The sequence below is a fragment of the Exiguobacterium sp. s193 genome, from assembly GCF_018618755.1.
In the GTDB taxonomy this organism is placed as follows: Bacteria; Bacillota; Bacilli; order Exiguobacteriales; family Exiguobacteriaceae; genus Exiguobacterium_A.
The window spans coordinates 79,625-102,871 of record NZ_JACSMR010000009.1 but is presented as its reverse complement, the minus strand read 5'-3'; the positions used below and the strand labels follow the sequence as shown (position 1 = coordinate 102,871).

Genomic DNA, 23,247 nt, shown 5'->3' with positions numbered 1-23,247 from the left:
GATTCCCATGCAAAAAACCGTTTTAATCACGGGTGTCTCCGGCGGCATCGGTAAGGAACTCGCCGACCGGTTTGCCCGGGACGGCTATGAGATGGTGCTCGTTGCCCGGAGTGAAGCGAAGATTTTAGAACTTGCGACGCACTATCAAATGACATACGGTGTCGGCGTCACGGTCATCGCGAAAGATGTTGCGGCGCCCGGTGTACCGCAGGAAATTTTTGACGAGCTGCGTCAGAAAAAGATTCAGGTTGATTATTTGATTAACAACGCCGGATTCGGTCTGTTCGGACCGTTTGTCGAAACGGATCTCGAACAGGAAACGAACATGATTGACGTCAACATCAAAGCATTGACGATCATGACAAAATTGTTTTTACCGGGTATGATACAGCGAAATCAGGGCGGCGTCATGAATGTCTCCTCGATGGTCGGCTTTTTCCCGGGACCGTTGATGTCGGTCTACCATGCGACGAAAGCATACGTCCTGTCCTTCACGGAAGCCCTTGAAAATGAAGTCAGCGGGACAAACGTAACGGTAACGGCGCTTTGTCCGGGCCTGACGGCAACCGGATTCGCTGACCGGGCCAGTATGGAGAAATCAAACATGCTGCAAGGAAAAGTGATGGAGGCAGGCGAAGTCGCTGACATCGGCTACCGCGGATTTCTAAAAGGGGAGACGCTGATCATCCCCGGCACACAAAACCGGATCTTTTCGTTTGTTCCGCGTCTCCTGCCGCGCAAACAGATTACTCGAATCATCCGCAAGATGCAGGACGGCGCGAAAACTTAATCTATACAACAAAAGGAAGGCGTCGGATGTGAAGTCCGCGCCTTCTTTTGTTATGGGGAACAAATCATTCCAAACCGTTTTTTTCAATGATGGCGTCCGACAGACGCAAATCGTTTCGGACCTGTTTCGTCTGCGGTCGGCACATGTCGCGTGCGACTGCTTCTTTTGTCGAGACGTCATAACACATCCCGTTGCCGGCTTTTTTCGTCAAGTCCGCTTCATAATAATAGTTTTGATAGCGGAACGAGCCGTCGCGGAACGCGGTCACGTTCGGTTCATCATCTAAAAGTGAGTTCCCCATCATGTACGGTGATTCGAGCTGGAGCAAGTCGACGATCGTCGGAGCGATATCGATTTGTCCGCCGTTTTCTTTGATGATCTTTCCGTCCTGTTGATGCGGTTTCTTGATGAACAACGGGACTTGCCGGTCAAGTTCGAACAGGTCGACCGGATTGTCGATTCCAGCTTTCTCCCGCAGTTCGCTGCCTTCGTTCGTCAAGCCGCTGTCGTGGTCACCGTAAAAGATTACGAGCGCGTCATCCCACATGTTTTTTGCTTTTAATTCGTCAATCATCAGTCCGACGCCCTGGTCGACATAATGAACGGTCTGGTAATACCGTTTCAGCATCGGATCATCATACCCCGTTAAGTCGAGTTCGCGTTCACCTTTTGGAATCTCATATGGCGTATGACTCGTCAGAGCGACGAGGAACGAGAAGGACGGTTCCTGTAACGTCTCCATATGCTCAATCGATTTCGTTAAAAACTGTTGATCGTTTAAGGCCATTCCGATTTCTTTGTTGTCGGGGTAGTCTTTGTTGCTGAAAAAGTGATTGAATCCGAGATTGTCGTAGACCTTGTCCCGGTTCCAAAATCCTTTGTCGTAGGCGTGCATTGCGGCCGTGTCATAGCCGCTGTCTTTTAACAGTTGCGGTAAGGCGCCGAACTCATTGTCCGGGAAGCGGGTATAGACGGAGCCCGACTTCAGTGGGTACAGCGACGTATTCGTAATGAATTCGGCATCCGACGTCCGTCCTTCATGCGTTTGGTGATAAAACGACGAAAAGTAGAGCGACTCCTGTTTGAGTTCGTTTAAGTGCGGCGTCAGCTCCTGCCCGTTAATCGTCTGTCCGATGACGGACCCTTGGAAGGATTCCAACTGGACCATGATGATGTTCGGCTTGTCGGCTATGCCTGCCGTTTCGTCCGGTGCGGATTGTTCGAGCCGTTGCCGCTGTACCTCCGTCAATGATTCATCCGGACTGATGGCCCGCGTGATTCCGCGGACGAGATCGACGCCGTGATATCCCCAAAACCCGAGCTGGTAATAGTCACGCATGTCGGAGATCGACTGGTCGAGCCGTTGGTCCTGTTTGACGACGGCATAGGTGAGCGGTGCTGCGAACAGCACGATGCCGGCAAGAAAAGCGGCAACCGCCGAACGATGCTGCTTTCGTTTCGCAACAACAAACGGTTTCTTCCGTAAGAAAATTAAAACGAGTCCGAAGATGATGCTATCTGCGAACAGGAAAAAGTCGGTCGGGACAATCAGTGCCATGAAACCACTGCCGACATCACTCATTTGCAGCATTTGTGACATCAGGGAAACGGACAGTAAATCGTCAAAATAGCGGTAATACCAAAGATCTGAGACTAACAGGAAACTATGTAGCACTAACAAACCAAGCCAAATCCACCGCCGTTTCTTCCACTGGATGAGCAGCGTCCAGCTCGATAACAGCAACATCCCGGCGAAGTTCAACAGGACGAGCTTAAATGAAATTTCTGTGTTCGTATAAAAGCTGAAGAGTGAAAATTTTAGCATGCCTAACAGTAAATAAAATGCATAACCGAATCCGATCATCAAAGCCAACCTCCTTGTCTGTATCATCGTTGTCTGATGCTATTTACCCTAAAGTCCAAGCCGGAGAACGTCAGGATGTGCTGCGGGCGGTGGGTTTCGGTCTTAAATAAGAAAATTTGATTGACCTGATTCGCTAAATAATATCTGAATCTCCATAAAATATGGAATAAAATAGAATTAATCACTTATTTTTGAAAGGGAGTACTACATAAATGAACTGGAAACATTGGATGGGAAGCGCGGCACTTGTCTGCGGCGCCTGGATGACGCTGACGACAAGCACGGAGGCAGCACCGTATGAAGTACAGAGGGACGATCAGGCGATTGTCGGCTTTTATGATTGGGAAACAAAACAGACGACACCGTATCCGGCAGGCGTCTCGAAGTATTTGGTCCAGCAGGGGACATCGTATGAAAAGACGTTATTTTTGTTCCGTGATGAATACAATGAATCGGAAAATCCCTATTATTTGATGGATGCCAAAACCGGCACATCGGAACAAGTCGACTTGCCGGATCATCTGCATGGCGTGCAGATCATCGACGAAAATCATCTGGTAGCAAACTCGTTGCACGATTATCATGTCCTGACAAGGCAAGGCTCAAAGTTCGTCATCAGCGATACAGTGACCGATGACCGGAGTCCTTCGGTGAGATGGCTCAGTCCGAACCGCTTTTCCCTGCACCGGGCGGGTCTAGCCGACTGGTATGACGTGCAGGCGGACGGGATATTCAAGAAAGTTCGTTCCGTTGCGACGACGGACTTCTCGCCGCTGACAGTGGACTGGATCGTCGACTTGAGCGGAGCGGCCGTCCTGAAGAATGTCGAGACGAATCAAACGTATCCGTTACCAAACGCGCGGACCCAGCAATCGAGCCAAGGGGCGTACGAAACAGCAGACGGTCTCTACTTCCAGCTCAGTGAACGCGATACGTCAAAGAAAAACATGAGCTCGTCGTCGTTGTATTACTTCGACAAACAGACAGGACAAATCCGGACGCTCGTCGACTACTCCGACAATTTGGCACGCCAAGTGTTTCACGATGGCCGCGTTGCATACTCCGTCAATGGTCAGATTACGATGATGTCGTTTGCCGACTACTTACGTCAGCCAATCGCAATCGACGACTTAACGGCGGACCAGACGGCTTTCCTGGAAAAGACCGTGATTGAACCGAAAATCGAACTGACACGGATTGACGGGACGAAGGCGCTGCTCGCATTGCGCGATCTTGTCTTCAGCGGGAATATCGAACAGCAGCAAGGGAACTATGTCATCCCGACCAGTCCGAAACGGATTAATGACGCAAGCTACAGTGCGGCTTACACAGCAGAGAGCGGGCTTGTTTTCCGGACGAAGACGGATTATCAGTACAAACGGTATTTGACCGCAGACCTGAAACAACTATCCGAGGTCAAGGAAGGGCTCTACACGTACAAACTGAACATCGGTCAACCGGACGTCTGGGTGACCGCGACCCGCTTGGACGGGACACGGCTGTCGAGTGCGCTTTCCGATGCGGACGGACTGCTGACTTTACCGTTATCAACGACCGGATTGCTCGGGGAAAAGATTAAGATGACAGTCGGCGACGATTATTTCTTTGATCAGGCACACACGACGGAGTGGACGGTCAAAGGGTATGAAACACCATTCCTCAAAAAATCGACGAACAATAATTTTAAAACGGTCACGTACCAACTCGAAAGTACTGTCGACGGCGGCACGTATACGGTTTACGCCGGCAAGAAGAAGCTAGTCACCGTCCCGGCGAAAAAGATGACGACGCTGACGATTCCATATGCGAATGACTTGGAGACGTACCGGATCGTCCGGAGCGGGGAGTATGCGTCGAAGTCCTTATCGTTAAAAGGCAGCACGATGATTTCGAGTACGTTATCCCACAGCTCGTTGTATGACGGCATCACGGATGAGCAGACATTGATTGAAGGGGCACTTGATTTCGACGCTTCCTACGGAAAACTGTACATCGACGGTAAGTATACAGCTTACATTGACCGGAAAAAAACGCGGATTTTCGCGATCAAGACAAAGCCGCTGAAAGTCGGGCAAGTCGTCAAACTGGTCGCGCGAAAAGGAACACAGCTGCAAGTGTCGGAGCTGCGGGTGGTCGCAGCAAAAAATCCGACACTCAAATCGTATACGACGGCATTGAGTACCCGGAGTCAGTCTTGGAAAATGAAGGCGACGAAAGGAAACACAATCGTCGTCACGATCAATAAAAAACGGTATACAAAAGTCGCGACCGGCAAAACACAGACCATGACATTCCCGAAACAAAAACGGGGCACAAAAGTAACGGTCTACGCAGAATCGGTGAAACACCGTAAGAGTAAGACGTTTACCCTGACCGTCAAATAACGCGACGTTGTCACAAACGCTTATGAAGCGTGGAACATGCGATATCGAGAAGTAAACCGTTTGCATGCACCGCTTTCCGTCACGGTATTACCTAAAAAGCGTCATATTTCGTTGACTCCTACGGGAAAAGTGCGTTTTTAACGCACGTTCAGAGGCAGGCAAGACCCTGCTCGTTGTCCGATAGGATCAAGGAGCAAGGCTTGCGCCTCGCCCGAGGAAAGCAACGAAAACAGACGCCTGATCTCCCGATCGCACGTTATCTACAGTCTGAGCTCTTCCTACAACAGTAGGAGGAGGTTTTTGCATTAAAGGAGAATGGAAATATTTGGTGAATTTCTAATGAGAGAATGAAACGAGGGGGAAGATAGATGACACACGAAGAATTAGCGGTACGGTTTCAGACGTTCGCGGAACGCGAGTGCAAGGACTCGAGCCCGTTGTACGACTACTTGTCGCGTCACGTCGCGCATGACACAGCGATTTTGACAATATGCCAACAGGCACGGGACGGACAACCGGTGCCGAACCTGTTGTTTGGTGCCGTCCATTATCTGTTACTAAAAGGGATCGAGCATCCGTTAGCCCGGTATTACCCGAGTGTGACGGCGGACGCCGCACCGTTCGATGAATCATTCCCTGCTTTTCAGGATTTTTGTCAGGTCTACGAACCGGAATTGATTGGGTTGCTGACAACGCGTCTCGTCCAAACGAATGAAGTCCGGCGGTGTACCTATCTCTATCCGGTCTTCGGGATGATTCATCAAGCCGAACAGCGTCCGCTCGCCTTACTTGAGATCGGTACGAGTGCCGGTCTACAGTTGCTGTTCGACCAGTACGCGTATGACTACGGAACGGGGGAGACGTTCGGGAATCCGGCGTCGCGTCTTCGTTTGACGTCGACGATCGAGGGTGAGCATGTCCCGCCGCTTGCGCGAACAGCACCACCAATCGCCGAGCGGATCGGACTCGACTTGAACACCGTCGATTTGACGGATCGTGACGAACAATTATGGTTGAAGGCATTGATTTGGACGGAACACCATGAGCGGATCGAACTGTTTGAACAGGCGGCCCGTTACGTCGCCGAGCATCCGCTCGAGCTGATTGAAGGGGACGGCATTCAACTCCTTAAACCATGTGCCGAACGGATTCCGACAGCGCATATCCTGTGTATTTTCCATACCCATGTCGCAAACCAGTTGCCGCTTGCGCTGAAAAAAGAACTGCTCCACGTCGTCGAGCAGATAGGACAGACGCGTGATGTCTATCACCTGTACAATAATGTCCAGGACCGTTATTTACACCTCGACCTGTACCGGGACGGGGCACTTCATGAACAGACGATTGCTGAAACGGACGGGCATGGGCGTTGGTTCAAATGGTTATTACCGAATGCTTCCGTTCTGTCGAACTAAGAAACACCCGGGAGTAGTTGGTTGATGTGGGATCAGACACGAGAAAGAAGGGACGGCCTATCGCTGATAGGTGACCGTCCCTTTTTTTTCGTTTTTTAGACACCGTCAGTTGTGCGCAACAGCATATTGTGTGATGGAATTAGATCAAACCGCCGGCCCGAAGTGGTCCCTGCGTCGTGATCGTGAAAATGATTTTTGCGATTTCTTCCGGGGATTCATCGCGGTCTTGGATGAGCCATTCCTGCATGACACCGATGTGGGCAGAAGCGATATAAGAGATGAGATAGTCGCTTGGGACCAGGGCTTTTTGTTTCAGGAACAACGAACCGGACGCCCGCTTGAAGAGTGCGTCATGCATGAACTGCTTCAGGCGAGATTGAAAGTGTAAGTCGCCCGTCGGACCCAACAGTGACTTCATGATGACACGGTTGCGTTGAAGAAACTCGGAAAAGGGAACCAGCACCCGGTAAGCGTCCGGTGGAAAGCCGGTTGCATTTTCCTGATGGAACAGACGTTGCAGGTTCTTGATCAGCTTCTCTTCCACTTCTTGAAAAATCTCTTCGATGTACGTATTCATCAAATCATACTTATCTTCGTAGTGACTGTAGAACGTCCCCCGGTTGATTTCCGCCTGTTTCGCGATATCTTTGACGGTGATGCTGTCAAAGCCCTGTTTTTCAATCAAGGTCAACATGGCCTCTCTAATCAATTTTTTAGTGCGGATCACCCGTAAATCTTGTTGTTCCTTACTCATGTCATCACTCCTTTTCAACACATTGAACGGATGTGTCGTCAAAGCAACACAATCCAGGTGATTGCTTATTGTCGCCTTCCGGACGGACTCGTTATACTTTGATTATAAACAACACGGTGTCTAATATCTCTATTTTTTTATTTCAGTCGGTAGAGAAGGAAAGGAGCGATTTTATGAACATTCAAGTAAAGGAAACGAGTAAATCGTTTGATCAGCTAGAGGTGATTCGCGACGTCGACTTGACGATCATGTCCGGTGAAATCTGTTGTCTGTTAGGACCGTCGGGCTCAGGGAAAACGACCTTAATCCGCTTGATGATTGGCGCGATTGCCCCAAGTAAAGGAACAGTTCATATCGGGGAGACGTTGATGCCGAACATGAAGCTGCTGAACGATATCGGATTCATGCCGCAAAACAATGCCTTGTACGAAGACTTGACGGCAGAAGACAACTTAAATTTTTTCGGTTCGCTGTATAAGTTGGAACGACAGCTTCTCAAACAACGGATTGAGGAAGTACTGACGATCGTCGACTTGACGGCACATCGTCACAAACGAGTCCAGGTTTTTTCAGGTGGGATGAAAAAACGGTTATCGTTAGCGATTTCGATTTTACACAAACCGAAAGTTTTGTTTTTAGACGAGCCGACTGTCGGAATCGATCCCGTCTTACGGCGGGAAATTTGGCGGCAGTTCCATCAGATTAAACAGGACGGAACGACGATCGTCGTCTCGACGCACGTCATGGATGAAGTCATTGAATGTGACCGGGCTGCCTTGATCTACAACGGTGCATTGATTGAATACGACACGGTCGACAATTTACTTGCGAAAACGGAGACGGGTCGTGTCGAAGAACTGTTCCTTTTAGCGGCAGATCAGCAAAAAGGAGGCGACCCGCGATGATGCAATTAGCGAAACGTGTTGTCCGTCAAACATTAAACGATAAGCGGAGTGTGATGATGATTTTGATTGCGCCGTTGCTGATCTTGACGCTGATCTACCTGCTGCTCGGCGATACGGATTATGTCCCTGTCATCGCGGTCGATGAGGTGACACCTCCGCAAGTCGTAATGGTGCTAGAAAAGCAGGAACTTGATGTGATTGAATTGCCGAATAACGTGGAGTCGGCTAAAGCCTATCTCAGCAGTCATCCCGACGTCGATGCCGTTTTCCGGGCTGATCGGGAGGGAACGGACATCACGTTGCAAGAACCATCGAAGAAATCTTCGATTGCAGTCAAAGAAATTCAAGCAGGTCTTACTTCGCTTAATCCGGCTGCGAAAATAGCAACGACTTACGTCCATGGTTCGACCGACCAGTCGACGTTTGATTCGCTCGGGTATGTGTTTTTATCCTTGTTCTCATTTTTTATGGTCTTCGTCATTTCTGCGATGGCATTCGTCAAGGAACGGAGTGATGGGACGCTTGAGCGTCTGTTGATGACGCCCATCAAACGGAGTGAAGTCATCCTCGGGTATACGGTCGGATACAGTTTCTTTGCCATCCTTCAAGCCATCCTAATTGTCCTGTACACGGTCTATATCTTACAGATGGCGTCGAACGGAAACATTTTTCTTGTGTTACTTGTTTTGCTGTTACTCGCGACGACAGCAGTTTTATTCGGGGCGACGATTTCCGTGTTTGCAAGCTCCGCTTTACAAGTCGTCCAGCTGATTCCGTTTACAATCATCCCGCAAGTCTTTTTCTCCGGGTTGATTGCACTCGACTTAATCCCGTACCATCTCGGTAATTTAAGTTATGTGATGCCGATTTTTTACGGGGCGAGTGCGATTAAGGAAATCATGGTGTATGGAAACGGTTTTGAGGAAATTTGGGGCTATCTGTTAGGCCTTGTCGGATACATCGTTGTGCTCTATCTGATCAATGTTCTTGCGCTTAAAAAATTCAGAAACACTTAAAAAATCTTGAATTCAAGGGAATTGCGTTTTTATCTGAGGGAAATGGGAAAAGATAACGTGTACATCCATTGTCCGTCACTGTCGTTAAAAAAGGAGCGATTCCATGTCTAACGTGAAATTAGCAGTCATTTACTACAGTTCGACCGGTACGAATCATCAACTTGCTACATGGGCGAAAGAAGCGGGCGAAGCTGCCGGTGCGGAAGTCCGCCTTGCAAAAATCAAAGAGACGGCACCCGCAGAAGCGATTGCATCGAACCCGCTCTGGCAAAAACATACGGATGAAACACACGACATCGAGGAAGCGACACCGGATTTACTCGACTGGGCGGATGCGATCATCTTCAGTGTGCCGACCCGTTTCGGACATGTCCCGGGCCAATTCCAACAATTCCTTGATACGACGGGCGGGCTCTGGGGACAAGGGAAACTTGTCGATAAAGTCGTCAGCGCGATGTCCTCCGCACAGAATCCGCACGGTGGTCAGGAAGCGACCGTTCTCGCCGTCTATACATCGATGTTCCACTGGGGTGCGATTGTCGCAGCACCTGGTTATTCGGATCCTGTGCTGTTCGCAGCAGGCGGAAATCCATACGGTACGACCGTTACTGTCGACCAAGAAGGGAAGATGGTTGAATCAGTTGAACCGGCAGTCCGCCATCAAGCAAAACGGACGGTCGAAGTCGCAAGTCGTCTAAAACAAGGATAATTAAAAAACGCGTCCTCTCCGTTTTGGAAAGGGCGCGTTTTGTTATGCCTGAAATTGTTGGAGTGGTAAGTCGACTGTGAAAGTCGATCCTTCACCTTCGATGGACTCGACATGAATTTCGCCGTCATGGGCACGGGCGATTTCACGGCAAATCGATAAACCGAGTCCCGTTCCGCCGATTTGGCGTGTATCTGAATTGTCGACCCGGTAGAATTTTTGGAACAACTCGCCCATCGCGGATGCTGGAATCCCGATTCCTTGGTCACGAATTGCGACAGAGGCATGGGTGCCTCGGATTGCGATTTGAACCTCGACTGTCCCGCCGGCCGGTGAATATTTGATAGCATTATTGATTAAATTTCCGAACAATTGGCGGATTTTTTTTGCGTCAGCTTCGACTGGAAGTGTTGCGACGTCATGGGTGACGGCAATCGTATGTGTCGTCGACGATAGACTATGGAATTGTTGCAAGTCTTCAATCAGTTCGATTAAATCGAACGACTCAAACTCATAGTCTTGACGATCGGCTTCCATCCGTTGCAAATCTAAGAAGTCGTTAATTAATAGAGACAAACGTTTCGTCTCCGAATGGACGGCTTCTAGATATCTCTTTTGCCGGTTCGGTGACAGTTCGCGCTCAATCATTAATTCAGTAAATCCATAAATGGATGAGAGTGGTGTCCGTAACTCATGAGAAATCGTCGAGACGAGTTCATTTTTTAAACGATCGATTTCGACTTCGTTCGTGACATCCCGTAAGACGAGCATGATTCCCCGGAATTGACCACCGTAATGAATTTCTTCGGCATACGTTTTAATGAACCGTTTTTCCTGATCGATTGAGAACGTAATGCCTTCACCGATTTCGCGGAGGACGAAGGTTTGGTGTAAATAACGCTCAAACTCAGGCAACTGGTCAATCCGATACTTTAAGTTGACGATTGATTCATCGATATCGATGAGCCACTCGACGTCGGAATCTTGATTGACCGAATGGTTGAATAAGTCGAGCAAGGGTCGGTTGATGAGTTGGATTGAAGCATCCGGTTCAATATAGACGACCGATTCGCGAATCGAGTTAAGAAGACGGGATGTTTTTTCGCGTTCTCGATCAATCTCATCAAACGACCGCATCCGTAAGAGTGACAGAGCGAGTTGACGCGAGAAAATGGCTAGTTCTTCTTGTTCTTGTTCATTGAATGGACGCTGCAGACGCATTAAATGAATGTAGGCGATGATTTCATTTGTACTCGGATCAAGAATCGGAGTGACAGCTAGGGCGCGTTGCTCGATTTGAGTCGTATGCGTTAACTTATCCTGTCGGGCTTGAAGAATTAACGGCTCAATCGTTGTAATGAGAGTGTCTTGTTCTTGTTCAGTCATTCCGTGTGAAACGATATTCGTCACAGTCGTTCCATCTTTGAAAATCAGTGAACCGTGCGTGGAATCGGTAATTTCGATCATCTTTTCGATGACGGCAGGATAAGCCGTCACGGAGTCACGTGACGCGAGTGTCTCCGTCAATTGGTTACGGATTTTCAAAAGTGCTTCATTGCGCAACGTCATGTTGAGTGCTTTTTCAAGATTGTCATTCGTTGACATCAGGCGATGCTTATTATCCGTCAATGCTGACGCCATCTGATGGAACGACTTACTGAGCTCGCCGATTTCGTCAGATCGTTCAATCGGAATCAACGGTGCCGTATGTTGTCCTTGGGCTAGCAACTTACTTTCTTTACTGAGCAGCTGAATTTGCTGAGTCGTCCGTTCGATGAAAGGACGGACGATCCACAGGACGACGAGGAACAGAACAGCTAGATTAATCAACCAAATCCAACCAGCATACTTCGTTTGTTGAACCAGTTGGTCCTTTGCACCTTCTTCCTTTTCCTTCAGACTATTTCGATAATTCGTAAAAACTGTTTCCATCGTGTTGACGCTTTTACGCATCGTTTCACTATCATCAGCTTTCATTTTAAATTTTCGATTTGGGTTTGCTGGAATATCTGGCATCATTTTCGTTAAGCTCGGTATTGCAAGGAAGGTTTCGTCAATCGTCCCAGATTTTTTTGCTTGGACATATTTAAAAAAACTAGGCATGACGAATTTTGTGTATGACGTATAGAGTGAACGGATATCCGTCGCATAAATTTGATCAGCGTCATAAATGCGATTTTGTTCGAACCATTTCGTTTGGCGTTCGAGTGAAGCTTGTTTCGAATCGATGACGTCGAGGACGGCATCATCGCCGAAAACAACGTAACCCCTGACTTCATATTGAAGTGATTGCCATGTATCCCAAAGCTTCGTCGCCCGTTCTTCGCGTGTACTGATGGCATCAAGTTTGCTTTCCGCATCTGCGACTTGATGACTCGTATAGAAGTAAGCAGCAATCGACGTGAGGGAAAGTGTTAGTAAGATTAGATAAAAGGCAAACATGATTTGCCGACTGATTTTTTTGTTGAACCATTTATTCATATAGTATGTGGATGCCCCTTTACATAAATATTCACCAATATTAGATGTATATACGATACATTTTTTTTCACACCATAATCGTACATTTTTTAGACTTAAAAATATATAAGAAAAGTTAAAAAATTTAATAATTATTAGGATAAATCAAAAAAGACATACCACTTTAGTCTGTCTTAAGAAGCTTCATTCGTTTAATCGTATCTATCATGATATTGAGTAGACTTAGCAAAGTGATGACTAAGGTCGTCATGACAGGAATCATTGAAAGCGAAAGGTTGTGTTTGTCGATGAAAATAACCGATTGGAAGGTGGTCTATCCAGCACTGACGGAGCAGACGAGAGCGGAATGAAAACGTTTCAGGTGCAAAAAAAGTCACCTGCTGTATGCTGGCGACTTTTGTTTACTTATACTTCTGTGACGACGACCTTCCCGATCGTCTTTCCGCTTTCAACGAGCCGGTGTGCTTCTTTTAAGTTTGCGGCATTGATGCCGGTCAAGGTTTTCGTGACCGTCGTTTCTAACTCCTCTGCATCGAGCCACGCCGCGACTTGCGTCAAGATATCGTGTTGCCGCATCATGTCAGGTGTTTGGAACAGGGACCGGGTGAACATGAATTCCCAGACGAAGTTCGCACTCTTCTGTTGCAGGGCACTTAAATCAAGCAACTTGTCGGTTTCGACGATGCTGCAAATACTTCCTTGCGGTGCAATGACATCGACCATCGCTTCAAAGTGTTGATCGGTCGCATTCAGACAAAAGATGTAGTCGACATACGAATAACCGAGTGCTTCCAGTTGTGGACGGAAGTCTTCGTGGTGATTGATTGTATGGTGCGCGCCATGTGCTTTCGCCCAGTCAATCGTTTCACTGCGCGAAGCGGTACCGATGACCGTCAGGCCGGCTTTATTTGCGAGCTGGGTCGCGATTGAACCGACACCTCCGGCTGCACCGATGATTAAAATCGTCTTGTCGAGGTTCGACTTGGCGTCAAACGAGATATGGAGGCGATCGGTTAATGCTTCGTATGCCGTCAGTGTCGTCAACGGCAACGCCGCCGCTTCGGCGAACGTCAACCGTTCCGGTTTTTTCGCGACGATTCGCTCGTCGACGAGTTGGAAAGCACTGTTTGATCCCGGACGGTTGATGGCACCCGCATAATAGACTTCGTCACCGACTTCGAACCGTCCGACGTCATTCCCGACTTCGACGACGATTCCGGCAGCATCATACCCGATGACTTTCGGTTCCGTTTCATCTTGACCGTGTGCGCGGACTTTCGTATCGACGGGGTTGACGGAGACCGCTTTGACTTCAATCAGTAAGTCGTGACCGTTCGCCTCCGGACGGGGCAGTTCAAGATCAATCAAACTATTGTCTTCTGTGATCGGAAGGTGTTGGTGAAATCCGATTGCTTTCATCTGTGGCATGGTTCGACATCCTCTCTCGTTTTCACGTATCTTTGAAAGTTTTCCACCGTCTGGCTAAAATGAAACGTTCTTGAGAAATTAAGAAATTGGTTTCCCTTTCATCATCAATGAATATTTTTGGGTATTTATGGTAAAATAGACCCATTGTTAATTAATGAAAAAGGAGTTTGATTGTATGTATGACGTCCTCTCACTACCTGCTGCACAAACACAAGCGATGATTGAGCGACATCTCGTCCATGCCCATCCGCATCCCCGTTCTTACCAACGCGCGCGTTTAATTGCCTTGCGCCGCGCACAAGGAGTCATGAACCGTCTTTACCGGACGGAACGCGAACTCGTCTTGCGACCGAATGAACCGGTCGCTGCTCAGTTGGCTCGTTTTTCAGAAGCACAACAACGTCGGTTGTGTGCGTACATCGAAGAGCGACGCGCACGGTTTGGTTTTTCGGAGTCCGAGGAGTACAAGTTCTACTTACTTGAAGTAGCGTATGAGTTACGGCATCAACCGCGAACGGTTGGAACGATTCGGGCGCATACGTATTATCAGCTCGATGAATTGTTATCCGGTAAAGCGCTTGTTCTGCATGCGACAGCAAAACGTTGAAACACAAAACCCCCTCGAAGTGATGAAGACGACTGAGCAGTCATCTTCATCACTTCGAGGGGTTCTTTGTCCTGTTTCATTAAAGGGCTGGTGTTTTCGTCGGTACAACCCCCGTGTTGGCATATGCGGCATCGATATCTTTCCGAATTTTCTTCATCGGTGTCCCTTGTTCGTAAGCGACAATCGATTGAGCGGCGATATCGAGACATGTTCCGCATGTGATCCCGTGCGTCGTCCAAGTAGTCGCACCTGACTCGGTCTGATCGGCGATGAAGCAGTCATAGTTACTCGTATGACCGGCCGTTTCGCCACACCCGCAGTAACAAGGCATCTTTTCGAGTAAATCTTGATGTTTGGCGACGGCAAGATAAATCGTTTGAGTCGAGGCATCAGTCTCTTTCAAGAAGTCGGGTGCAATTGTTTTGTCAGCTGTCTGCTCGAGCTGGTCGCCGGCAGCGTGCGTCGCGTGGGCGGCATGGTCCGTTTTCGCCGGTTTGTCTGCTTGTTCTGCCGGAGCGCAGGCAGCAAGTGCCAGACTTGCTGTCAACGTCAACATCCATCCTGTCTGTCGTTTCATGAACTTCCCCCTAAACATCATTTTCCTGATAGGGTCAGTATACCGTGTCACTTCCTGTTTGTACGCGTGAGGTATTGACGATTCGATGACCAGATTATTTTAATTGTTGTGCAATCGTATCGAAATTCGCTTCCATCATCGTCAAATACGTCGAACCGTCTTTTCCCTTCGCTCCGAGTGAATCGGTATAGAGCGTGCCGCCAATCGGGACACCGGTTTCCCGCGAGACCGTCTCCATGCTGCGCCGGTCGACACTCGTCTCGACGAACAGGACAGGGACGTTTTGGTCTTTGATTAAGTCGACGATCCGCCGGACTTGATCCGGCGTCCCTTGATTATCCGAATTGATTTCCCAAATGTAATCGGCTTTGACGTCATAGGCGTCACTAAAGTATTTGAAAGCCCCTTCGCTCGTGATCAAGTGCCGCTGCTGTTTTGGTATCTCGGCAAATCGTTCCTTCGCTTTCGTATCGAGTGCCTCGAGTTCCTGAATGTAGGAAGAGGCATTCTTTTCGTAATCAGTTTTATTTTTTGGATCTTCTTTGATTAAACCGTCTTTGACGTTTTCAACGTATTGAATCCCATTTTGCAGATCAAGCCATGCGTGCGGGTCCGTTTCCTGTTCTTTTCCTTTAGCGGTCAAGTATTGAGGAGTGACCCCTTGACTGAGCTCATAGACAGGCGCTTCTTTACCGTCCTTGTTCGTACTCGAACGCAATTTGTTGAACCAGGAACCACCGGCTTCGAGATTCAGACCGTTATAAAAGACGACATCGGCATCAGCCATCTTGCGGACATCGGTCGGGAGCGGATCATATTCGTGCGGATTGGCACCGATTTTGACCATGCTGTGGACATCGACGTGCTCGCCGCCGACGACTCGTGCCATGTCTTCTAATATCGAATAGGTCGTAACGACCTGAAGTTTGTCGTTGTCTGTTGATTCAGGCGCGCAGCCGGCGAGTAGCGCGCTAAGCCCGATAAGGGGAATGAGCCGTGTTCGTTTCATGAAGCGACCTCCTTTGTTGATGTTCTCCATTTCCGCATCAAGCCGTGGCGCGGCGAAAAAATGAAGACGAGCGCGAACAATGCGGTTGCGACGAGGACGATCGATGCACCGGATGAAAGATTATAGGTAAAGCTCAAGTAAAGACCGATGATGGCGGAAATCGTGCCGAAGCTCGCCGATAAGAAAATCATCCGCGACAGCCGGTTCGTCAGCAAATAAGCGGTCGCGGCAGGCGTAATCAGCATCGCGACGACGAGGATGATTCCGACCGTCTGCAAGGAGGCGACCGTGACAAGTGTCAACATCATCATCAGCAAGTAATGGACGAAGCGTGTCGACAGACCGTACGCCGCTGCCATCGTCGGATCGAACGATGTTACGAGTAACTCTTTATAGAACAGATAGATTCCGCTGAGGACGATGATTCCAATGATGAGCGTCATCCACATGTCGCTCGGACGGACCGCGAGGACGTTACCGAACAAAATATGGTACAGGTCGCTACTGCTGCGCAAAAACGAGATTAAGATGATTCCGAGTGCGAAGGCGGATGTAAAGAGGATCCCGATTGCCGTATCGTTTTTGATGCGGCTGTTTTGGCTGACGAATCCAATCCCGAGAGCTGTCAACAGACCTGTCGCGACGGCTCCGATGAAGAAATTAATCCCGAGCAGATAGGATATGGCGACACCCGGTAAGACGGCATGTGAGATCGCGTCACCCATCAAGGACATACCGCGTAAAATGATGAAACAGCCGATTACACCACAAATCACACCGACCATGACGGACGTGATGAGTGCTTTTTGTAAGAAATCATAGTGAAGAATCGCTTCGATGAAATTCATGAGGAGGCCTCCGCTTTCTGCAGGAAAGCAAGCGGGTTGCCGTATGCGATTTCAATTTGTTTGGCAGTTAGAATGTCATCCGGTGCGCCGTAAGCAACGACCGTCCGGTTAAGAAGCAATAGTTCATCAAAATAATCAGCCGCTTTACTCAAATCGTGGTGGACGACGATAATCGTTTTTCCTTCGTCACGTAACGTGCGCAAGAGGTTGATGATGACGCGTTCGCTGACGATATCAACGCCAACAAATGGTTCATCGAGCAACAATAAATCCGCTTCTTGCGCGAGTGCCCGGGCTAAGAAGACACGCTGTTGCTGACCACCAGATAGTTCACCGATTTGGCGGTCGGCGAATTCAGTCATGCCGACACGTTCGAGACAAGCCTGCGCGAAAGCACGATGCTGTTTATTCGGACGCTTCAATAATCCGAGTTTCGGATAACAACCAATCAACACGGCGTCGCGAACAAGAATCGGGAAATCCCAGTCGATGGCACTCCGTTGGGGGACATACGCAATGTGACTGCGACTGTCGTCAATCGTTTGTCCGAGTAATTTGATGTGTTTCGCTTGCGCAGGAATCAACTGCATCAAGGCTTTGATGAATGTCGATTTCCCGGCACCGTTCGGACCAATCACGCCGACGAGCTGACCGGATGAGATGTTGACGGAAACATCTTCAAGTGCCCTTGTTTCAAAATAAGTGACCGATAAGCGATCTACTTCCACAGCGTACATAATATAAGCTCCTTTCAAATATTAGCCAGGTCATAAAATGTTTCCTTAGGGAAAGAAAAAGATTAAAAAAATATGGTTTGCCTTTGAACAGATATGAGTCGTCCAACTAATAATGTTTCCTTAGGGCAAACTTTAACGGGTTTATCTGAAAATGTCAACTCGATTCAAGAAGGAGCTTTCGAACATCTCATGCTAAGATATAGAAGGAGAAAACGTGGGGGTGGTAACGTGAGTCAGTCAAATGGTCAACAATGGAAGTTATTGTTGCTAGACGCCTTATTAAAAGAGCGTCGTGAACAAGCACAACAGGCGATTGAAGAAGTCTATCCCTATGACTTGGCAAAGCTGTACGTCGAATTAGAACCGGTCGAACAAGAACGATTGCTTCGTTATCTCGATCACGAACGCTTAGCTGATGTCATCGAGGAACTGGAGCTTGAACAACAACTCGATGTCTTGCGCCGACTTGATGTCGAACATGCCGGGCATGTGATGGATTTGATGGAAAACGATGACTTAGTCGACATCTTAGAAGAGTTACAAGAAGAAGAAGTCGATCGCCTCTTATCCGGCATGCGGCAAGATGAAGCGCTCGTCGTCCGAAACCTCTTGACCTATCCGGTCGAAACGGCCGGTCGCTTGATGACGAACCGTTTTATCTGGGTCCCGGAAGACTTCACGGTCGGGGAGACGGTCGAGAAGATGCGCGATTACATCGAGTATTCGGAAACGATCAATTACGTGTATGTCGTCAATCAGTTAAGTGAACTCGTTGGTGTCATCTCGTACCGGAATCTCATCCTTGCGGACAATGCCGAACGGATTGGCGACGTCATGGATCAAAAAGTCATCCGTGTCTCGGCTGAAACCGATCAGGAAGAGGTCGCGAAGATGTTCGAACGCTATGATCTGGTATCGTTACCGGTCGTCGAAGGGGACGTGCTCGTCGGTTTGATTACGGTCGATGATGCACTTGATGTCTTACGGGAAGAAGCGAATGAAGATATCGAAAAGCTGGCAGCGTCCGGTAAATCGATTGATTTTGAGACGAAACCGTTGATTGCCGCGACACGTCGGTTGCCCTGGTTGATTTTATTACTGTTCATCGGACTGGTTTCCGGTTCGATTATCAGTCAGTTCGAGGAGACACTATCGAAGGTCGTGGCGCTCGCCTTCTTCATGCCGATGATCGCTGGGATGACGGGGAACACGGGAACGCAATCACTTGCGGTCGTCGTCCGGGGATTGATTACACGGGAAGTCGATAAAAAGGTTGCCACACGCTTGATTTTACGGGAGTTCCGTGTCGGTTTGATTATCGGAGTGACGTGCGGGATTTTAATTGCCATCATTGCGTATGTCTGGCAAGGGAACCCGGTACTCGGACTCGTCGTCGGGAGTTCGTTAATCATCACACTGATTTTCGGTACACTTGCCGGGACAATTATTCCATTGATTTTGCATCGGCTGAAGATTGACCCAGCGATTGCCTCGGGTCCACTCATCACGACGCTTAATGACATTTTGTCGTTACTTGTTTATTTCGGGATTGCGACGGCCTTTATCAATCATTTGATGTGAACTACTAAAAAGCACGCCTGACGAGATGTCAGGCGTGCTTCTTTCGTATAGACAAAATGGTAATTGTGAAAGGAGAGCGTCTTTTTTTCGTTGCTTTCCTCGGGCGAGGCGCAAGCCGTTGCTCCTTGCTCCTAGCGGACAAGGAGCAGGGTCTTGCCTGCCTCTGAAAGTGCGTTAAAAACGCACTTTTCCCCGCAGGAGTCAACGAAACGTGACGCTTTTTAGGGAATACCATGAGGGAAATCCAGTCATGCAGACGGTTTAGAGCGCAATCCGTCTTGAATCGCTTGAGAACCGCGAAAAGCAATCGGTCGCGACCCTGCAGCTTTGCTGTAGCGGCGCCGGAAGATTGCCGCTTTGAAGACGAGGCGAGACAGGGAAGCGCGAACGGATTGCATCTCGATATCGTATGTTCACGCTTCTTAACAGTTTGTCAGGCGTGCTTCTTTCGTATAGAAAAGTAGTAAAGAGCGTCGTTCTTTCGGCGCTTACCTCTTGTCAGCGCGATAAGACAGCACACCTACATGAACTCTTCAACCTCGATAAGCTATACATCGCCTGAATCAAGGCGCCATCCGTGTCCAAACGGCGAGCGGACCGACATCATCAAATCCGGCCTCGAGTGCTGTGATCAGCTGATCGCCATACTCGTAGCCGACAATCCGTTGCCCGGGAAAATGGGCTGAACTGAGCCGGATGACATCGTCCCATAAGCGTTCATCGAGATAATCCGAAGTTAAGTGTGAGAGACCTGTCGTCTGCCCGTTCGAAAAAGCGATGAAGGCAGCTTGCTGTTGCTCCGAGAAAAAGAGTCGGACCTCTTTTTGGTTGAATAAGTCGTGTGGCAAGTCATGGACGTCGACGAGTCCGAAAAACTGTTCTGCCAGCCGTCCGTTCGTCACGACGGTCCAGTCAGGGGGCAGGGCACGGCGGTCGTAAATCGGTTGGCGGGCAATCCACTCGGCCGTAAAGAGATGGGTCAATCCCTCTTTTGAAAAATCATAGCTTGCCGTACAATCCTTGATGCTGTTTACGGTCTTGAGCGTCAAGTGTTGGGACGGTGTCCGAATCATCACTTCAGGATAGAGTGCAGGCACGTCACCGGTCGCTTTCCAATGGTCCGGTGTCTCCGTGACCGTACAGCCATGAAGTTCACAAATCATTCGGCACCAATCGAAGTTGTTTTGAATCGCGGCTTGTCGCATCGAACGTTCTCCCTTCATCAATCTTCGTCGGGTTGCTTAATCAATACGTACGACAGGGTAGCGATTAAGGTCAAAAACAGACCGCATCCAATCGTAATGTAAGCCATCGTGAAAATTTTGCTCAGTGTCGTCGTCGGAACGAACGTCGGGTGACCAATCGTACTGAGCGTCGTGATGCAGAAATAGAGGGCATCGACGATGGATAAGTTTTCCTCGGTGCTATAAAAAATCGTTCCGGAAACTAACGTTAACAAGCAGAGGAACAGCAACCCTTGGAAATAAGAAATGTGAAACGCACGTCGAATCCCTTTGAACAGTCGGGAAAAAATCGCTAGAAATGAGATCATATCAAGCTCCTTAATGCTGGCGTAATGTTTTATCCATCGTATCATGAATCCGGTAGTCGTTTTTACCGTTGTTTTTGACATCGTACATCGCCAGGTCCGCACGATGAATCAATGTATCGAGGCTGACACCATGATCCGGTGAAAAGCTGATTCCGATACTTGTTCTGATGTCGATTAATTCTTCTGCGAACGTAAATGGATTTGCTTGGAATCGTTCAAGTAAGGACGCTGCGAACTGGTGCAGTTGTTCTGGCGTTTGTTCGTAAAGTAACACGAAAAATTCATCGCCACCGACGCGTGCCGCAAAACCGCTTGCTGCGGCATGTTCTTCTAACAACTGTGCGATATGGATTAAAAAGCTATCGCCGATTTGATGACCATACGTATCGTTGATGGCTTTAAAGCCATCGAGATCGATGACGACAATCGAGCAACTCGCACGTTGTAAGAGTTCTGTCGCGGCTGTTTCATAGAAGCTGCGTCGGTTCGGAATCTTAGTTAAAGGATCGTTATAGGCAAAAAAGCGAATCGCTTGTTCTGCTTCTTTCGACGATTGAATATCCCGAATGAGCAACATCCCATGCAGTTCTTGTTCGATAAAAACAAAGTCGCCCTCCATGACGACGTACCGTTCTTGTTGTTGAATCGTTGCGACTTTCGTTTCGTATTCGATGAATTGATAAGAAGAATCGAAATGTTTTGTATAATGTTCGAACCAATCCGTTCGTTTGTTTTCCGGCAAATAATCGAGGAAGGACTTCCCGGCTAATTCTGCTTCTTCAAGGAGTTGATAAGAAGCAGGGTTGGCGCTTTCGATGACACCACTTCGATCAAGCAAAACGATTGCTGACGGATTCAAATTGTACAGTGTCGCGAACCGTGTTTGGTAAGAGGCCAAAAAATCAAAACGACGCATCGACACCGTGATGGCGCCAGCCCAAAAGAGTCCGCCATACATATACGCGTAAGGTGGAATCGTGCCATAAAACGAAAAATAACCGAACAGAATGTTCCAAATGAGCGTAAGTGAAGCTGCAGCAATCAGTAACGTGATGATACCGCGTCTGGCATCATTCAATTGTTTGCGTGTATAGAAAAGTAATGTCACGACCATGAGGTGAAATACATTTCCGACGGTGATTGTAATTAAATAAGACGAATTGAACTCAGGGTAGATGAAGAGACCCACTTGTTCGAACTGTTGGCTATTGATGACATTCGTCTGAAAAAGATAGGTCGCGAGCACGATGAGCATTGGCGCATAAAAAATCCCGGGATACAAAAAACGTGGAATCTTTTTTCGCAGGTTTGAGACCCGGAAAATAAAGTGAAGTGACGTACTAAAGACAAGTAATCCAGCATTTCCGAACCAATAGGTTACAAAAAATGGACTCATCTCAATCGGCGAGGCATTTCGGAAAAATTCTCCCAGAAACATCATGCCGTAAGCAAACGTAAAAAGACTTAACAGGCGGTGTTCCGCTCGTTTTGGGTTGCGCAAAAAAATGTCGACGGACATATAAAACATGATGAACGTCGGGAGGAGATAAACTGTCGTAAACAAAAATAATGTCGTCATGAAACGTCCGTCCTCTCTCACTGAAATGTAGGTAGATAGTCTCAGTATAGGGTGTCTGACAAGCAGAGGACAGTTCACTTTTTCACAAGAGGGGAATCATTCAAGATTTAATGTCAATTGACGTGTCTTCGTGATTCCAATCAGGCCGGACGGATCGGCAGATGTCTTATGGGCGACGAATGCTTCGTCCACCGGGGTCGTTCGAACCCGAACTGGCTTTGGCTCGTTCATATGCACGAGTGCATAGACGAGTTCGGCGATTTCGCTTGATGCCTGTCGTGTCGCATGGCGTTTCCGGTAGAGGCGTAAATACGTTTCGACGATCGGCTTGAAGGCATCATCGTGCAGGCCGCCGGACTGTTCGAGCCGATCGAGGACACTTGCCGTGAAGTTCGTCTCGACGGCCCCCGGTTCAATCAAGGTCACGTCAATCGAAAAGAACGGTTTGTAATAGGTCGCGAGGCTTTCGAACAAACCTTCGACGGCAAATTTACTGGCACAGTAAATTTCGTTAAGTGGCTGACCGACGAGTCCACTTGTGCTTGAAGTCGCGAGCAGGTGACTGCCGTGCGGCGCTGCCTTCAACAGGGGCAGGCACTGCTCAATCGTCCGCATCACACCAAACACGTTTGTCTCAAACAATTGATTGATCTCATAGCTTGTTGCCTGTCCGATCGCCCGAAGTAATCCTTGACCAGCATTACAAAATAACACATCGAGATGCCCGACTTCCTGTTCAATCAGTTGAGCTGCTTGTTTTAGACTGACCGTGTCCGTGACATCGACCGTGATGAAGTGAAGATGCGGCTCATCGAACCGGCTTGCTACTTGTTCACGTACACCGGCATAGACCGTCCACCCGGATTTTGCGAAACGCTGCGCCGTCGCGAGACCGATTCCTGACGAAGCACCAGTGATGAAGATTGATTTCATATCGAACGCCTCCTTTTGAAATATGCGTATAGACTTCTTTACCCGAATCTCACTCAAGATTATTTGCATTTAAATTGCAAT

At 48.5% G+C, this 23,247-nt stretch carries 20 protein-coding genes; 8 read left to right on the top strand and 12 right to left on the bottom strand.

What is annotated here, in order from left to right; translation table 11 throughout:
* Positions 1 to 7 precede the first annotated feature (7 nt).
* A complete protein-coding gene (locus KNQ04_RS11510) occupies positions 8 to 790 on the top strand; it encodes an SDR family NAD(P)-dependent oxidoreductase (RefSeq protein WP_214850898.1) in 783 nt (260 codons plus the stop codon).
* A 64-nt stretch (positions 791 to 854) separates the two neighbouring features.
* Here KNQ04_RS11510 and KNQ04_RS11505 read toward each other — a convergent pair whose 3' ends face one another.
* On the bottom strand, positions 855 to 2,654 hold the full coding sequence (locus KNQ04_RS11505) for an LTA synthase family protein (RefSeq protein WP_214850897.1): 1,800 nt from the start codon (positions 2,652 to 2,654) through the stop codon (positions 855 to 857).
* 212 nt (positions 2,655 to 2,866) lie between these two features.
* Between KNQ04_RS11505 and KNQ04_RS11500 the strand changes: the two genes are divergently transcribed.
* Complete coding sequence (locus KNQ04_RS11500; protein WP_214850895.1) at positions 2,867 to 5,038, top strand: hypothetical protein; 2,172 nt, start codon at positions 2,867 to 2,869, stop codon at positions 5,036 to 5,038.
* 368 nt (positions 5,039 to 5,406) lie between these two features.
* Positions 5,407 to 6,453, top strand: a complete 1,047-nt coding sequence (locus KNQ04_RS11495) for a DUF2332 domain-containing protein (RefSeq protein WP_214850893.1) — start codon at positions 5,407 to 5,409, stop codon at positions 6,451 to 6,453.
* A 139-nt stretch (positions 6,454 to 6,592) separates the two neighbouring features.
* On the opposite strand, the gene KNQ04_RS11490 is transcribed toward KNQ04_RS11495, so the two are convergent.
* Complete coding sequence (locus tag KNQ04_RS11490) at positions 6,593 to 7,207, bottom strand: TetR/AcrR family transcriptional regulator (RefSeq protein WP_214850892.1); 615 nt, start codon at positions 7,205 to 7,207, stop codon at positions 6,593 to 6,595.
* Positions 7,208 to 7,380: 173 nt separating this feature from the next.
* Between KNQ04_RS11490 and KNQ04_RS11485 the strand changes: the two genes are divergently transcribed.
* The 3 genes from KNQ04_RS11485 (at position 7,381) to wrbA (ending at position 9,837) form a co-directional block, all read left to right on the top strand.
* Positions 7,381 to 8,112, top strand: a complete 732-nt coding sequence (locus KNQ04_RS11485) for an ABC transporter ATP-binding protein (protein WP_214850890.1) — start codon at positions 7,381 to 7,383, stop codon at positions 8,110 to 8,112.
* A complete protein-coding gene (locus tag KNQ04_RS11480; protein ID WP_214850889.1) occupies positions 8,109 to 9,128 on the top strand; it encodes an ABC transporter permease in 1,020 nt (339 codons plus the stop codon). Before KNQ04_RS11485 ends, KNQ04_RS11480 begins: the two co-directional genes overlap by 4 nt.
* Positions 9,129 to 9,231: 103 nt before the next feature.
* Entirely contained in the window at positions 9,232 to 9,837 is a 606-nt protein-coding gene (wrbA, locus tag KNQ04_RS11475) for an NAD(P)H:quinone oxidoreductase (RefSeq protein ID WP_214850888.1), read from the top strand.
* Between the two features lie 42 nt (positions 9,838 to 9,879).
* Here wrbA and KNQ04_RS11470 read toward each other — a convergent pair whose 3' ends face one another.
* Entirely contained in the window at positions 9,880 to 12,315 is a 2,436-nt protein-coding gene (locus KNQ04_RS11470) for an ATP-binding protein (RefSeq protein WP_214850887.1), read from the bottom strand.
* A 405-nt stretch (positions 12,316 to 12,720) separates the two neighbouring features.
* A complete protein-coding gene (locus KNQ04_RS11465) occupies positions 12,721 to 13,743 on the bottom strand; it encodes a zinc-binding alcohol dehydrogenase family protein (protein WP_214850886.1) in 1,023 nt (340 codons plus the stop codon).
* 175 nt (positions 13,744 to 13,918) lie between these two features.
* Between KNQ04_RS11465 and KNQ04_RS11460 the strand changes: the two genes are divergently transcribed.
* Positions 13,919 to 14,350 carry a hypothetical protein gene (locus KNQ04_RS11460; RefSeq protein WP_214850885.1) on the top strand — a complete coding sequence of 144 codons (432 nt, stop codon included), beginning with the start codon at positions 13,919 to 13,921 and terminating at the stop codon, positions 14,348 to 14,350.
* 79 nt (positions 14,351 to 14,429) lie between these two features.
* On the opposite strand, the gene KNQ04_RS11455 is transcribed toward KNQ04_RS11460, so the two are convergent.
* From KNQ04_RS11455 to KNQ04_RS11440, 4 genes are all read right to left on the bottom strand, one after another.
* Positions 14,430 to 14,927, bottom strand: a complete 498-nt coding sequence (locus tag KNQ04_RS11455; RefSeq protein ID WP_214850882.1) for a PCYCGC domain-containing protein — start codon at positions 14,925 to 14,927, stop codon at positions 14,430 to 14,432.
* Between the two features lie 94 nt (positions 14,928 to 15,021).
* Complete coding sequence (locus KNQ04_RS11450) at positions 15,022 to 15,936, bottom strand: metal ABC transporter substrate-binding protein (RefSeq protein WP_214850879.1); 915 nt, start codon at positions 15,934 to 15,936, stop codon at positions 15,022 to 15,024.
* Complete coding sequence (locus tag KNQ04_RS11445) at positions 15,933 to 16,784, bottom strand: metal ABC transporter permease (protein WP_214850877.1); 852 nt, start codon at positions 16,782 to 16,784, stop codon at positions 15,933 to 15,935. Before KNQ04_RS11445 ends, KNQ04_RS11450 begins: the two co-directional genes overlap by 4 nt.
* Entirely contained in the window at positions 16,781 to 17,521 is a 741-nt protein-coding gene (locus tag KNQ04_RS11440) for a metal ABC transporter ATP-binding protein (RefSeq protein ID WP_251137013.1), read from the bottom strand. Before KNQ04_RS11440 ends, KNQ04_RS11445 begins: the two co-directional genes overlap by 4 nt.
* 228 nt (positions 17,522 to 17,749) lie before the next feature.
* Here KNQ04_RS11440 and mgtE point away from each other — a divergent pair, with 228 nt between their 5' ends.
* On the top strand, positions 17,750 to 19,102 hold the full coding sequence (gene mgtE / locus KNQ04_RS11435; RefSeq protein ID WP_214850875.1) for a magnesium transporter: 1,353 nt from the start codon (positions 17,750 to 17,752) through the stop codon (positions 19,100 to 19,102).
* Positions 19,103 to 19,665: 563 nt separating this feature from the next.
* On the opposite strand, the gene KNQ04_RS11430 is transcribed toward mgtE, so the two are convergent.
* The 4 genes from KNQ04_RS11430 to KNQ04_RS11415 form a co-directional block, all read right to left on the bottom strand.
* Positions 19,666 to 20,307: a hypothetical protein gene (locus KNQ04_RS11430; RefSeq protein ID WP_214850873.1), complete on the bottom strand. Its 642-nt coding sequence runs from the start codon at positions 20,305 to 20,307 to the stop codon at positions 19,666 to 19,668.
* Positions 20,308 to 20,324: 17 nt separating this feature from the next.
* A complete protein-coding gene (locus tag KNQ04_RS11425; protein ID WP_214850871.1) occupies positions 20,325 to 20,654 on the bottom strand; it encodes a potassium channel family protein in 330 nt (109 codons plus the stop codon).
* A gap of 10 nt (positions 20,655 to 20,664) precedes the next feature.
* Positions 20,665 to 22,233: a GGDEF domain-containing protein gene (locus tag KNQ04_RS11420; protein ID WP_214850869.1), complete on the bottom strand. Its 1,569-nt coding sequence runs from the start codon at positions 22,231 to 22,233 to the stop codon at positions 20,665 to 20,667.
* A 96-nt stretch (positions 22,234 to 22,329) separates the two neighbouring features.
* A complete protein-coding gene (locus KNQ04_RS11415) occupies positions 22,330 to 23,166 on the bottom strand; it encodes an SDR family NAD(P)-dependent oxidoreductase (protein WP_214850867.1) in 837 nt (278 codons plus the stop codon).
* Positions 23,167 to 23,247 lie beyond the last annotated feature (81 nt).

Bases quoted from the DNA above. Each gene is read 5' to 3' on its own strand.
- KNQ04_RS11510 (WP_214850898.1), top strand. From the start codon at position 8: ATGCAAAAAACCGTTTTAATCACGGGTGTCTCCGGCGGCATCGGTAAG.
- KNQ04_RS11505 (WP_214850897.1), bottom strand. From the start codon at position 2,654: ATGATCGGATTCGGTTATGCATTTTATTTACTGTTAGGCATGCTAAAA.
- KNQ04_RS11500 (WP_214850895.1), top strand. From the start codon at position 2,867: ATGAACTGGAAACATTGGATGGGAAGCGCGGCACTTGTCTGCGGCGCC.
- KNQ04_RS11495 (WP_214850893.1), top strand. From the start codon at position 5,407: ATGACACACGAAGAATTAGCGGTACGGTTTCAGACGTTCGCGGAACGC.
- KNQ04_RS11490 (WP_214850892.1), bottom strand. From the start codon at position 7,207: ATGAGTAAGGAACAACAAGATTTACGGGTGATCCGCACTAAAAAATTG.
- KNQ04_RS11485 (WP_214850890.1), top strand. From the start codon at position 7,381: ATGAACATTCAAGTAAAGGAAACGAGTAAATCGTTTGATCAGCTAGAG.
- KNQ04_RS11480 (WP_214850889.1), top strand. From the start codon at position 8,109: ATGATGCAATTAGCGAAACGTGTTGTCCGTCAAACATTAAACGATAAG.
- wrbA (WP_214850888.1), top strand. From the start codon at position 9,232: ATGTCTAACGTGAAATTAGCAGTCATTTACTACAGTTCGACCGGTACG.
- KNQ04_RS11470 (WP_214850887.1), bottom strand. From the start codon at position 12,315: ATGAATAAATGGTTCAACAAAAAAATCAGTCGGCAAATCATGTTTGCC.
- KNQ04_RS11465 (WP_214850886.1), bottom strand. From the start codon at position 13,743: ATGCCACAGATGAAAGCAATCGGATTTCACCAACACCTTCCGATCACA.
- KNQ04_RS11460 (WP_214850885.1), top strand. From the start codon at position 13,919: ATGTATGACGTCCTCTCACTACCTGCTGCACAAACACAAGCGATGATT.
- KNQ04_RS11455 (WP_214850882.1), bottom strand. From the start codon at position 14,927: ATGAAACGACAGACAGGATGGATGTTGACGTTGACAGCAAGTCTGGCA.
- KNQ04_RS11450 (WP_214850879.1), bottom strand. From the start codon at position 15,936: ATGAAACGAACACGGCTCATTCCCCTTATCGGGCTTAGCGCGCTACTC.
- KNQ04_RS11445 (WP_214850877.1), bottom strand. From the start codon at position 16,784: ATGAATTTCATCGAAGCGATTCTTCACTATGATTTCTTACAAAAAGCA.
- KNQ04_RS11440 (WP_251137013.1), bottom strand. From the start codon at position 17,521: ATGTACGCTGTGGAAGTAGATCGCTTATCGGTCACTTATTTTGAAACA.
- KNQ04_RS11430 (WP_214850873.1), bottom strand. From the start codon at position 20,307: ATGCGACAAGCCGCGATTCAAAACAACTTCGATTGGTGCCGAATGATT.
- KNQ04_RS11425 (WP_214850871.1), bottom strand. From the start codon at position 20,654: ATGATCTCATTTCTAGCGATTTTTTCCCGACTGTTCAAAGGGATTCGA.
- KNQ04_RS11420 (WP_214850869.1), bottom strand. From the start codon at position 22,233: ATGACGACATTATTTTTGTTTACGACAGTTTATCTCCTCCCGACGTTC.
- KNQ04_RS11415 (WP_214850867.1), bottom strand. From the start codon at position 23,166: ATGAAATCAATCTTCATCACTGGTGCTTCGTCAGGAATCGGTCTCGCG.